At 57.8% G+C, this 12,680-nt stretch carries 9 protein-coding genes; 5 read left to right on the top strand and 4 right to left on the bottom strand.

Going from position 1 to position 12,680, the window contains the following annotated elements; translation table 11 throughout:
- Positions 1 to 10: 10 nt before the first annotated feature.
- The 3 genes from GFB49_RS03045 to GFB49_RS03035 all read left to right on the top strand — a co-directional run bounded on the left by GFB49_RS03045 (position 11) and on the right by GFB49_RS03035 (position 5,106).
- Positions 11 to 1,156, top strand: a complete 1,146-nt coding sequence (locus GFB49_RS03045) for a pyridoxal phosphate-dependent aminotransferase (protein ID WP_153214306.1) — start codon at positions 11 to 13, stop codon at positions 1,154 to 1,156.
- 46 nt (positions 1,157 to 1,202) lie between these two features.
- Positions 1,203 to 2,441, top strand: a complete 1,239-nt coding sequence (locus GFB49_RS03040) for an N-acetylmuramoyl-L-alanine amidase (protein WP_153214555.1) — start codon at positions 1,203 to 1,205, stop codon at positions 2,439 to 2,441.
- Between the two features lie 160 nt (positions 2,442 to 2,601).
- Positions 2,602 to 5,106 (top strand): penicillin-binding protein 1A, encoded by a 2,505-nt coding sequence (locus GFB49_RS03035; protein ID WP_343032449.1) that lies wholly within the window; start codon positions 2,602 to 2,604, stop codon positions 5,104 to 5,106.
- Here GFB49_RS03035 and GFB49_RS03030 read toward each other — a convergent pair.
- Positions 5,022 to 7,079, bottom strand: coding sequence for a Hint domain-containing protein (locus GFB49_RS03030; RefSeq protein WP_153214304.1), 2,058 nt, complete (start codon positions 7,077 to 7,079; stop codon positions 5,022 to 5,024). The two genes, GFB49_RS03035 and GFB49_RS03030, sit on opposite strands and share 85 nt — an antisense overlap.
- A 190-nt stretch (positions 7,080 to 7,269) precedes the next feature.
- On the opposite strand from GFB49_RS03030, the gene prfB reads away from it, so the two are divergent.
- Positions 7,270 to 8,394, top strand: coding sequence for a peptide chain release factor 2 (prfB, locus tag GFB49_RS03025; protein WP_153214554.1), 1,125 nt, complete (start codon positions 7,270 to 7,272; stop codon positions 8,392 to 8,394).
- A 56-nt stretch (positions 8,395 to 8,450) separates the two neighbouring features.
- On the opposite strand, the gene GFB49_RS03020 is transcribed toward prfB, so the two are convergent.
- Complete coding sequence (locus tag GFB49_RS03020; RefSeq protein WP_153214303.1) at positions 8,451 to 9,251, bottom strand: helix-turn-helix domain-containing protein; 801 nt, start codon at positions 9,249 to 9,251, stop codon at positions 8,451 to 8,453.
- A gap of 240 nt (positions 9,252 to 9,491) precedes the next feature.
- Between GFB49_RS03020 and GFB49_RS03015 the strand changes: the two genes are divergently transcribed.
- The gene (locus GFB49_RS03015; RefSeq protein WP_153214302.1) at positions 9,492 to 9,884 is read left to right on the top strand and encodes a hypothetical protein; all 393 of its coding nucleotides are present in this window, start codon (positions 9,492 to 9,494) and stop codon (positions 9,882 to 9,884) included.
- A gap of 29 nt (positions 9,885 to 9,913) precedes the next feature.
- Here GFB49_RS03015 and ilvN read toward each other — a convergent pair whose 3' ends face one another.
- Together ilvN and GFB49_RS03005 are read right to left on the bottom strand one after the other, a co-directional pair.
- A complete protein-coding gene (gene ilvN, locus GFB49_RS03010; RefSeq protein ID WP_153214301.1) occupies positions 9,914 to 10,477 on the bottom strand; it encodes an acetolactate synthase small subunit in 564 nt (187 codons plus the stop codon).
- 62 nt (positions 10,478 to 10,539) lie between these two features.
- Positions 10,540 to 12,291 (bottom strand): acetolactate synthase 3 large subunit, encoded by a 1,752-nt coding sequence (locus GFB49_RS03005; protein WP_153214300.1) that lies wholly within the window; start codon positions 12,289 to 12,291, stop codon positions 10,540 to 10,542.
- Between the last annotated feature and the right edge of the window lie 389 nt (positions 12,292 to 12,680).

The following is a 12,680-nucleotide window of genomic DNA, read 5'->3' as shown; positions in this document are numbered from 1 at the left end:
GGAGATCGGAATGCGAAACTCAACCCGCTCTAATGTGGATCCCTTCATTGTGATGGATGTGATGGAAGCTGCGCGCCAAGCCGAAGAGGCCGGGCGCCACATCATCCATATGGAAGTCGGCCAGCCCTCCACCGGCGCACCCGCAGGCGCGCGGCGCGCATTGGCCGAAGCATTGGACCACGACGCCTTGGGGTATACGGTGGCCTTGGGGATTCCGGAACTTCGTAAACGGATCGCAAGGCTTTATAAAGATTGGTATAATGTGGACCTGAACCCGGAACGGGTGGTGGTCACACCGGGCTCGTCCGGGGCCTTTACCCTGGCGTTTACAGCGCTGTTTGACAGCGGTGATCGGGTGGGCATCGGCGCGCCGGGCTATCCCTCTTATCGCCAGATCTTGCATGCGCTGGGGCTGCAACCGGTGGACATTCAAACCAGCCCCGAAAACCGCCTGCAGCCGGTGCCTGCGGATTTTGCGGATCTGGATCTGGCGGGGCTGATGGTGGCATCGCCTGCGAACCCAACCGGCACCATGTTGGACCGCGGCGCAATGCAGGCGTTGATCGAGGCAACCCATGCGCAAGGGGCCGCCTTTATCTCGGATGAGATCTATCATGGGCTGGAGTATGAGGCCAAGGCGGTCACCGCACTTGAGCTGACGGATGACTGTTATGTCATCAACTCGTTTTCAAAGTTTTTCTCCATGACCGGATGGCGCGTGGGGTGGATGGTGGTCCCCGAAAGCCACGTGCGTGTGGTTGAACGTATTGCCCAGAACATGTTCATCTGCGCGCCCCATGCCAGCCAAGTGGCCGCGCTGGCGGCGCTCGACTGCCAGGATGAGATGCGCGAAAACCTGGCACAATATGCGCGCAATCGAGCGCTGATGCTGGAAGGGCTGCCACAGGCGGGCTTTACCAAGATCGCGCCGCCGGATGGGGCGTTTTATGTCTATGCGGATGTGTCTGAGCTGACGGATGACAGCCGCGCCTTTGCGCGGGAGATTCTGGATCAGGCCGGGGTTGCGGTGACGCCGGGCCTTGATTTTGACCCAGTGCGCGGCGCGACAACGCTGAGGTTTTCTTATGCGCGTTCCACGGCGGATATCACCGAAGGCTTGCGGCGGCTGAAATCCTTTATGGAATCCCGCCGCTGAACCCGCCATGATCGGCGGTGAAACCGGGCAGAAACGGGCAGGCAAAATGATGCGATTGACACAGCTGTTGGGGGCTTTGGGGCTGGCGCTTTTATGTGCGGGGCCGTCGTTGGGGCAGGGTTTCAGCGGTCTGGCAAGGGTGGATGCCACGGAAACCATGGCGCAGGATCTGCGCGGCGGGGGCAAGATCGATCTGGCTCTGAGCCAGGGCGTGCCCTATCGGCTGTTCACGCTGGATAATCCGCGCCGTCTGGTGCTCGACTTCCAAGAAGTAGAGTGGAGCGGCTTCCCTGCAGATCAATTCCAACAGACCGCCTTTATCCGCGATCTGCAATATGGCACCTATGTTCCGGGATGGTCGCGGCTGGTTCTGGAATTGTCTGACCCCATAAAGGTCCACACCGCGTCCTTGGTAGTTGATCCGGTGACGGCGGCGGCGCATTTGTCGATTGAACTGCACCCCACAAGCGCCGAATCTTTTGCGGAACATGCCGGTGCGCCACAGGATCCGCGATGGGATCTGCCCGCGCCCGAGGCGTTGCCGCAGCCCGTAGGCAGCAATCCCGATGCGCCCTTGTTGATCGTTCTGGACCCCGGCCATGGCGGCATTGATCCGGGCGCGCAGGTGGATGTGGACGGGCGCACGGTGAATGAAAAAGACCTGGCGCTGCAATTTGCACTGGAACTGGGCGATATTCTGCTGCGATCGGGTCAGTTTGACGTGCGACTGACCCGCAATGACGACTATTTTGTTTCGCTTGAGCGGCGCATCACCCTGGCACATCAGGCCAAGGCGGACCTGTTCATCTCGCTCCATGCGGATTCCCTGTCGGCGGGCTATGCCCATGGTACCACGATCTACACGCTGTCAGATGAGGCTTCGGATGTCGCCTCGGCCAAATTGGCAGAGCGGCAGGACCGCAGCCAGTTGTTGTCGGGCACGGATCTGAGTGACGCAGATGATGTGGTGGCGGATGTTTTGCTGGATCTGGCGCGGGTTGAAACCCACCCAAGGTCGCTGCGTCTGGCGGCCGAAGTCTCGGATGCATTGCACCAACAAGGCGGACCGATGAATCGCCGCCCCTTGCGATCGGCGGGATTTTCCGTGCTGAAATCTGCCGATATCCCGTCGATCCTGATCGAAATCGGCTTTTTGTCGAGCGCGCGAGACCTGGATAACATCCTTGATCCCAACTGGCGCTTACGGACCGCGCGCGGAATTTTAAACGGTCTTTTGGCATGGCAAAGTGAAGACGCCAGCCGCAAGGCCTTGGTAAGGCAGTGAATTACGCGTTTTAGGCTAAGTTGTGCCGACCCCCTCACGCGGGGATGAACATGTGGTAAACTGATTTTGCAGAGAGGGAGCCAAATCTTGGCAGTTTCCCGTTTTGACCCCGGCTGCTGTGACGCATATATAGGCGCAATGCTGCGAGAGAGGCTTTGACGTGCTCAGGTTCTTTTTGTCCTTCTGGGGCGCTATTTTCACAACGATCACTATGGGCATCGTAGCCGTTGCGGTGACCGTAGGTGGTATCTTTTGGTTTTATGGGCGCGACCTGCCCAGCCATGAAGCATTGGCACGGTATCAACCGCCCACCATCAGCCGGATTTATTCGGGTGAAGGCGAGTTGATCGATGAATTCGCCAAGGAACGTCGGCTGTTCACTGCAGCAGAAGACATTCCTGATCTTGTGAAACAGGCGTTTATCTCGGCTGAGGACAAGAATTTCTATCACCACAAGGGCTACGACATGCGCGGCATTGCTGCCGCGGGGATCGAAGCCGTGCGCTCACGTGGCAGCAACGTGCGGGGGGCCTCGACGATCACGCAGCAGGTGATGAAAAACTTCCTGCTGTCTGGGGAACGCAAGGCCGAACGCAAGATCAAGGAAATCATCCTGGCTGCACGTCTGGAAGAGACGCTGGAGAAGGATGACATCCTCGAACTCTATATGAACGAGATCTTTCTGGGTCAGAACTCTTTTGGGGTGACGGCGGCAGCGCAGACCTATTTCAACAAGACGCTGGCCGAACTGGCCCCGCATGAGGCTGCGACCTTGGCGTCGATGCCCAAAGCGCCGTCGGATTTTCACCCGGTGCGCCGCAAAGAGCGCCTGATGCAGCGGCGTAACTTTGTTTTGGAAGAGATGTATGAGAACGGCTACATCTCCAAAGCGGTTTATGAGGTGGAAAAAGAACAACCCTTGCGGTCGGTTCAAAACGGCGATTTCGAAAGCTTTCGCACCGCTTTGCCGCCACGTGATTACTTCACCGATGAAATCCGCCGCCAGCTGAGCGATGATTTTGGTGAAGGGGAGTTCTTTACCGGTGGCTTCACCGTGCGGGCGACAATCGACCAGGAAATGCAAACCGAAGCGGCGAAGGCATTGCGCACCGGGCTTGAAAAATTTGACCGCCAACGTGGTATCTGGCGTGGCACAGGTGTGACCCTGGAAGAGGACGTGCTGGCGGATGAGACCCAATGGCGTGAGGCCTTGGCCGCAGCGGAAGTTCCGCGTGATATCACCCTGGGGGGGAGCTGGTACCCGGCTGTGGTCTTGGCCGTTGCGGATCAATCCCTGGACGTTGGGGTTGAGGGCCATTCCAAAATTGGTCGGGTGCCCCGGTCTGATATCAAATGGCTCAAAGGCAACTTCTTTGACAATTTCACCCGCGGCGACGTCATTTTGGTGCGCGGCGAAGGGGGTGAGACGGGCAATCCCGAAACCTGGTCTGTGCGGCAGGTGCCCGAGGTGCAGGGCGGCTTTGTCGCGATGGATGTGAACTCGGGCCGTGTTCTGGCGATGCAGGGTGGATTCTCCTATCAGCATTCGGTGTTTAACCGCGCAACGCAGGCGCAGCGCCAGCCCGGGTCCAGCTTCAAACCCTTTGTCTATGCGGCGGCTTTGGACAGCGGTTATAGCCCGGCGACCATCGTTGTGGACGCCCCGATCGAGATCAACACCCCACAAGGTCTGTGGCGGCCCAAGAACTCATCCAACAAATTCTACGGCCCCACGCCGTTGCGGACCGGTATTGAGCAGTCGCGGAACCTGATGACCATCCGTCTGGCGCAAGAGGTCAGCATGGAGGTGGTTGCGGGCTATGCCGAACGCTTTGGCGTCTATGACCGTATGGGCGCGTTCCTGGCGAACTCGCTGGGTGCCGAAGAGACCACGCTTTATAAAATGGTGGCGGCCTATGCGATGTTTGCCAATGGCGGGGAACGTGTTGAGCCGACCTTGGTCGACCGTATTCAGGACCGCTCGGGCGGGACGATTTATCGCCATGACGACAGGGACTGCGTGGATTGCGCGGCGGCGCAGTTGCCTGCGGGAGCCTTGCCGCGTATCGCAACCCATCGGGAACAGGTGATGGATCCCATCACCGCTTATCAGCTGACGTCGATGATGAAAGGCGTGGTGGATCGCGGGACTGCAAGTTCTGTGATCAACCTGCCTGTGCCGACAGCTGGGAAAACCGGGACCACCAATGATTCACGCGACGCTTGGTTTGTGGGCTTTACGTCAAACATCGTGGCCGGGTGCTACATCGGCTATGACCAGCCACGTCCGATGGGGCGGGGTGCCTATGGCGGGACGCTCTGTGGGCCGGTGTTCCAACAGTTTATGACCAAAGCGACCGAGAAATACGGTGGCGGCTCTTTCCGGGTGCCCGACGGGGGGCATTTCATCAAGATCGACCGTTTCACAGGCGCGCGTTTGGCCAATGATGCCTCTGGCGATTATGTGGTGGCGGAGTACTTCCGCGACGGGGATGAGCCGATCTTTGGCGTGACCTTTGATGGTGGCTTTGCAATGGGATCAAACCTGCCGCTGTTTGAAGAGGTGCAGGAACAGGGGCGTCAGGTGACGACGTCCACGGGTGGCACCGCGGTGTTGGGGCCCAAGGCGACATTTGGCACCATCAGCTCTGGTGGGTTGTACTGAGCCAGAAGCCGGTATTCGTAACTGTTTAGGCAGGGCCGGGCGGTTTGGACATAGTCCGACACCGCCCGGCCTGACGCGGCCAGCGTACGGGTGAGGTCGAACCGCTGCAGCAATGGCAGGGCAGAAAGCGCCTGTTGGCCGGGGAAGAAGCTTTCCACTGCGACCCCGTTGGCAAATATGATCTCATGCTCGGGCAGCAGCAGGTGGACATAGGTTACCTGCGCGCAGGGCGCCGTGGTGACATGCGGGTCTGTGATCAAGGCACCGGCTGGCACCAGAACCTCGGACGAGTCAAACAACAGCTCGGCCGCGTGGTTTTGGATCAACACCCGGTGTTGCGGTGACAGGACAAGGTCGCAAGAGCCGCCGGTAAACTCTGGCTCCAGACAGATCGGCGTTGCGCGCCCCTGGCCCGGGACTTTGCTTTGACCGCTCCATACGACGGGCTGGAACCCGTTGTCCTGGGTCCGGACCAGATCGCCTGGGCGCAAATCCTCAACCGCGCGGGGGCCCTGATCCGTGTCGATGCATGTGCCCTTGGCAAAACAGATGATCGCCTCGATCCCGGAAAAGGAGACGGTGGTCCCATCCAGCAAGGTGGCCGTCCCGGTCAGGCTGCCATCGCCTGCAACTGCCGTGATGTTCAGCGTTCCAGGTGACAGTTGGCCGTTAAAGTCCAGCGTGTCGCCTACTGTCTGGCCATCATCGCCGCCGGTGACCGTAACACTGCCAGCGCCCAGGTCGCCGGTGTCCACAAACTGGAAATAGTCATCGCCGTCCTGACCCAGCGCAAAATCCCCTTGGCCGATGACCAGCGTGTCATCTCCATCGCCGCCTTCGATGGAATCCGCACCCGAGCCACCAACCAGTGAATCATCTCCACCTTCGCCAAAAATGCTGTCATCCCCAGCACCGCCTTCGATGGTGTCGGCATAAGGATCAGGTGTGACAACCGGGATCGTAAAGGTGATCTGATTCACCGTGTAATCCGAACCATCAGAGCCATCTGTCTGGATGTTCGCGCTGAGGACCAATTGATCAAACGCACCAACGCCGCTGATGGTTACGCTGCCACTGCCGCTGCCACCTGTGTCCTCGGTGAAGTCGCCTTCGGCCACAAGAACCCCATCATTGTAGACGGCCCAGTGCCCTTCTTCGCCGAAGCCACTTGTGTAAAGGTGGTCAAAGTCAAAACTGGCCGATGTGGTTTCCTGATCGAAGTCGACAAACAGTTTTTCAGAGGTTCCGGTTGCTTTATCATAACCGATCTGCGCGCTGATGCCGCTGTCGCTGTCAGAGATTGCACCGGAAACGCCAAAGTTACTGCCGTAGGAAGAGATCGATGCAGCATCCGCCGAGCCGCCGATGGCCTGCGCCGTAACAGTGAACCCCTCGTCGGTTTCTGCCACATTGCCGTCCGTGATCGTGGCCTCACCACCGGACAGCGCGTCTTCGTTTTGGCTGTCGCCATAAAGGAGGTCACCGCCGCTGCCGCCTTGGATACTGTCTGCACCACTTCCACCAAAAACAGTGTCAGCGCCCGCGCCAGACAAAACGGTGTCTGCGCCGTCGCCAGCCAGAACCAGATCATCATCGCCGCTCCCACCGCCCAGGCCGTTGTCGATTTGATCCCCGTCGCTGTCGACATAGCTGCTGTCGATCAGCTCATCGCCATCAGTGCCGTCAATTGCGCCATCGGCGGCTGAATAAGAGGGGGGGCTGACAGAAGTTGCGCTTCCCAAGGAGGCGACGGCGCCAAAATCAGGGACAAAATAGACATCACCAGAAGCGGATGTGTAGTATCCGCCCGTCTCCACGGAGTTGACATAGGCAAAACCGCCATCCGTGCCGCTCCAGGACCAGCTCCCGGCGCCAATGTAAGTGTCGGCTGTAAACGTCGTATACGTCCCGCCGATCGAGTCGCCTGCGTCTAACGATTGGTCACCAAGGGTGACCAGATACCCTTGTGCCATGGATAGTCCTTTTAACGGCGATACTGGTACTCAAGTCAGGTTTCACCGTAATGCGAGGAGTCTTTAAATATCGTTGAAAAGGATTTTAAGTATAAAGGTTACGTAAAACTTTGACGGGGCGCAGACGCTTGCTCGTTCTGTCACACTGGTTTATCACGCCAGCCTGAACACTGTGACAGGAATTCCGACCATGCGCGCCGAGACCCAGAATACCGTGACCGAGATTGAAAAGTCGCTTGAGCTGTTGAGCCAGCGTCTGAACTGGGAAACCGCCGAATATCGTCTGGAAGAATTCAATGCACGGGTCGAAGATCCAAACCTGTGGGATGACCCCGAAGCGGCCCAAAAACTGATGCGTGAGCGTCAGATGCTGGTGGATGCCATCGATACGTTCAAAAGCATCAAGCAGGATCTGGCCGACAATATCGAGCTGATCGAGCTTGGTGAGATGGAAGAGGATGACGAAGTCATCTCGGACGCCGAAGCCGCGCTGAAAGCTTTGCAGGAAACCGCTGCGGAGAAAGAGCTGGAAGCGCTGTTGGACGGTGAAGCGGATGGCAATGATACGTTCCTTGAGATTAACTCGGGCGCGGGTGGCACCGAAAGCTGCGACTGGGCGTCGATGCTGGCCCGTATGTATGTGCGCTGGGCGGAGAAGAAGGGATATACTGTCGAGCTACAGTCCGAGACACCGGGCGAAGAGGCAGGCATCAAATCGGTCGCTTACAAAATCACAGGCCACAATGCCTATGGCTGGCTAAAGTCTGAATCCGGTGTGCACCGATTGGTGCGCATCTCGCCCTATGACTCGGCGGCCAAGCGGCACACCTCGTTCAGCTCTGTCTGGGTCTACCCGGTGGTGGACGACAATATCGAGATCGAGGTAAACCCCAGCGATATCCGCGTGGACACCTATCGCTCCTCTGGGGCGGGTGGTCAGCACGTGAACACGACCGACTCGGCCGTGCGGATTACACACATTCCAACCGGGATCGTGGTGACCTCATCCGAGAAGTCGCAGCACCAGAACCGGGACATTGCCATGAAAGCGCTGAAGTCCCGCCTGTACCAACAAGAGCTGGATCGCCGGAACGCTGAGATTAACGCAGCCCACGAGGCCAAAGGCGACGCGGGCTGGGGCAATCAGATCCGATCCTATGTTCTGCAGCCCTATCAGATGGTGAAAGACCTGCGGACCTCTCATGAGACGTCTGACACAAAAGGGGTGCTTGACGGAGATCTGGATGGGTTCATGGCGGCGACCCTGGCGCTGAAGGTGGCCGGCAAAAGCCGCGCTGACGCGCAATCGGAATAAACCGGTTGCCTGCTGCCTTTGTGGCGGTGGGCGCGGTCTCTGCCGCGGCGGGCTGCTTATTGAAAGGGTTCATCCACCCGCAGCAGGTGTCGGTGAAACGGCGGAAGTTCTTGCGCAGGGTGAAGGCCTGCCGCGCGTGCGACGCCCATGGCGCGTTTTAGCCCTGGTCCAAGGTGTTCATATACCATGCGCGTGACACGTTCGGAGCGTTCAGATTCCCGCGTTGTTCGGGCGATATAGCCAGACCAGAAATTGCTTTCCATCGATGACGCGCGCGCCAAGTAATTGAAAGAAAACGTAAGTGACCCCTTTCTTGCGATCAGCAAAGACACACCATCTTCATGAGGTAGGCCAAAGCCGCGAAACTCTCTATGCGAGGCCCGGTCTGGAAGCCCCTGAAAACGCATTGCATCCTTTGCCTCATAGCCTTTGACAAAAGTTGCACCTTCCTCGTCACGAAACACGTAGACAAGGCCCAGGACAAATGCATCGGTGTGAACAAAACTGCGGCGCGTGAACTGGTAAAAACCGGACGGAAAGACATCGTTTGGCACACGTTGCGCGTGTCGGCCAAAATAATCCGCGAGAAACGGTCCATTGAGAACCTGCCCCTGTTGCACCAGCGAGTCCACTGGCTCGAGCAGGATGCGCGCATCTACATCAAAAAACTGGCAAATGCGGTCCAGAACATCTGGGCGCGGAAAGCTTTCGCCTGACAAGTAACGATTAAACTGCGTGCGATTGATGCCGAGCTGGCGTGAAAGTTCCGAAACGGATGGGTGGCCTTGTGCAAGCTTCCGCAAATTTTCGCCGAACATATTGCGTAGTTCGGCAGGGGATCGTGATGCTTGTGCCATGCAATTCTACTCCTAGCGACACCCATTCTGCCTTAAATTGTGTTGATTGGCGACAGCCTCTTGGCCATTTTTCCGGTTTTGTCGCGCATTAGCATCGTTTCCTTTGCAATGAGCGTCACCCTTGTCACGAACTGACACAAATGCCCTGTGATCGTCTCTGAATTGAAAGTACAGTTATCTCCTTTCTTATTGGAATATATAACCGAATGGACGTGATCAGTTGGTTTAGTGAGGTACAGGATGATTGGTGTTGTCGTGTGGAGTGACAGGTCAAAAAACAGAGCGGTGATCTGGTGTGAAGACCAGGGCGACCTTGCGTTCTATCGTACCGACTCACAGGATGCGCCTGATTTGCGGGACGGCGACTGCGTCACCTTCAAGGTTGAGCAGGACGGTGAGCTGCGGCATGCGAAGGACCTGACCCTGCTTGAGGAAGAGACCCACCCCGCATTGTCGACCTACCTGGCGGATGTTGGCCGACCCGGCACCGCTGTCAGCTTCCCAGCCACAACTTATGTTGCGCCGCCAGCGCCAAAAATGGGGGAAATTGTCCCGTTTCCACATAAGGCGCACGCAAAAAAGAGAAACACGGCCCGCGCTGGGACCGTGCGTTCAGTTATTCAGGCATCGTAAATCTTGCTCCCGTTAGGGAGCAGATCTACTTATGATTCACCGCGCAACAGGGCGGCAACACCTGTACGGGCAACTTCACTCAGACCCAAAGGGCGCATCAGATCCGCAAAGGCGTCGATTTTTTCCGGGGAGCCGGTGATCTCAAAGATAAAGCTCGACAAGGTGCTATCGACGACATTGGCGCGGAAGATATCCGCCAGACGCAGCGCCTCAACGCGCTTGTCCCCATCACCTTCGACTTTGAAAATCGCCAGTTCCCGTTCCACTGACGGGCCTTCGACGGTCAGGTCGTGGACCTCATGCACCGGCACGATCCGGCCCAGTTGGGTTTTGATCTGTTCGATCACCTGAGGTGTGCCGGTGGTCACGATGGTGATGCGGCTCAGGTGACCGGTGTGGTCGACCTCGGCCACGGTGAGGCTTTCGATATTATAGCCACGGCCCGAGAACAGGCCAATCACACGGGCCAGAACGCCGGGTTCATTTTCCACCAACAAGGCCAGCGTATGGCGTTCCTGCACGTCCGAAAACGTCGGGCGCAGATTATAGGCGGAATGTTTGGTCGAACCTTTTTTGATATGTAGAGCAGACATTTATGTCCCTTTCCTCAAATCGGGGCAGGGCGCGCACGCCCTGCGAAATCTGTTCTAATGACTTAAACCAGCACGGCGCCGCCAGATTGGATGACGCCTTGGGTTTCGGCCTCGCCCAGCAGCATTTCATTGTGCGCCTTGCCCGACGGGATCATCGGGAAGCAGTTTTCATGCTTCTCAACCAGGCAGTCAAAGATCACCGGACCGTCGTATTCGATCATTTCCATGATCGCGTCATCCAGATCTTTGGGGTCAGAGACGCAGATCCCTTTGGCGCCAAAGGCTTCGGCGAGCTTTACAAAATCCGGCAGCGCTTCGGACCAGGAGTGGCTGTAGCGTTCGCCGTGCAAGAGCTCTTGCCACTGGCGGACCATGCCCAGACGTTCGTTGTTCAGGATGAACTGTTTCACCGGCAGGCGGTATTGGGCGGCGGTGCCCATTTCCTGCATGTTCATCAGCCAGGACGCCTCGCCGGCCACGTTGATCACCAGCGCGTCGGGATGGGCAATTTGCACCCCGATGGTGGCCGGAAAGCCATAGCCCATGGTGCCAAGGCCACCGGAGGTCATCCAGCGGTTTGGATCTTCAAAGCCCAGGAACTGCGCCGCCCACATCTGGTGCTGGCCCACTTCGGTGGCAACATAGCGATCCATCCCTTTGGTCAGCGCCTCGAGACGTTCCAGCGCGTATTGCGGTTTGATCGTGGTCTTGGACGGGGTGTAGCTCAGGCATTTCACCGCGCGCCATTCTGCGATCTGCGCTTGCCATTTTGCCAGCGCCTCACGGTTCACTTTGCGGCCACGGGACTTCCAAACGGTCAGGATGTCCTCAAGCACATGGCCCACGTCGCCCACAATCGGGATATCCACGCGCACAACTTTGTTGATCGAGGACGGATCGATGTCCACATGCGCCTTGATCGAGTTCGGGCTGAAGGCATCCAGACGGCCGGTGATCCGGTCGTCAAAACGCGCACCGATGTTGATCATCAGGTCACAGTCATGCATCGCCATATTGGCCTCATACAGACCATGCATGCCAAGCATACCCATCCAGTTTTTGCCAGAGGCGGGGTAAGCGCCCAGACCCATCAGGGTTGAGGTGATCGGAATGCCTGTGGCTTCGACCAGTTCGCGCAGCAGCTGGCTGGCCGCAGGGCCCGAGTTGATCACGCCACCGCCAGTGTAGAACACCGGGCGCTCGGCCTTTTCAATGGCGGCAACCAGTTCGGTGATCTCTTCCAGATCGCCTTTGACCTTGGGCTGGTAATGCGACGCGGTTGGCTTGGGGGTCTGATAGGTGCCGGTGGCGAACTGCACGTCCTTTGGGATATCGATCAGCACGGGGCCGGGGCGGCCCGAGGTTGCCACATGGAACGCCTCATGCAGGGTGCCTGCCAGCGCATCGGTTTCTTTCACCAGCCAGTTGTGCTTGGTGCAGGGGCGGGTGATGCCAACGGTATCGGCTTCCTGAAACGCGTCCGAGCCGATCATAAAGGTCGGAACCTGGCCGGTCAGAACCACCAGCGGGATCGAGTCCAGCAGCGCGTCTGTCAGACCGGTCACCGCATTGGTGGCACCGGGGCCAGAGGTAACCAGAACAACACCGGGCTTGCCGGTCGAGCGCGCATAGCCTTCGGCGGCGTGGACCGCGCCCTGCTCGTGGCGCACCAAAATGTGGCGAATGTCGTTTTGTTGGAAGATCTCGTCATAAATCGGTAGAACAGCGCCGCCGGGATATCCGAATACAGTGTCGACACCCTGATCCTTCAGGGCCTGGACAACCATCTTTGCGCCGGTCATTTCACGTGTCATCTGCTTTGCTCCAATTGGCGACATCGTTTTTACGCGTAGCGTGCGTTAGCAATAAAAAAGCCCCCGATTTTTGATCGGAGGCGCATGGGATCGATTATGGTTAACCGTTACCGGCCCATGCGCGTGGTTCCTACGACTACGACTAGGGAAATCATAAGGGTGGCTCCTCGTTGCGTTGCAGCGGACATTAGGACGGCTGTCAGGGGGCGTCAACCGGCAAAGCGGTCGAAAAACACCCTTCGAAAGACATTTTATTTCGTTTTCGTGGGTTCAGCGGACACTTTCGGCAATATCGGGCAGTGTTTTTGACCTTTTTTCCCGATGCTTTTGTGGATTTGCGATCACAAACTGCGTGATTTTCGCTATTGCTGATACCAAAGCACAGGAGA

The organism is Tritonibacter litoralis (assembly GCF_009496005.1).
GTDB classification, from domain to species: Bacteria; Pseudomonadota; Alphaproteobacteria; order Rhodobacterales; family Rhodobacteraceae; genus Epibacterium; species Epibacterium litoralis.
This window is presented reverse-complemented; position numbering and strand designations above follow the sequence as displayed.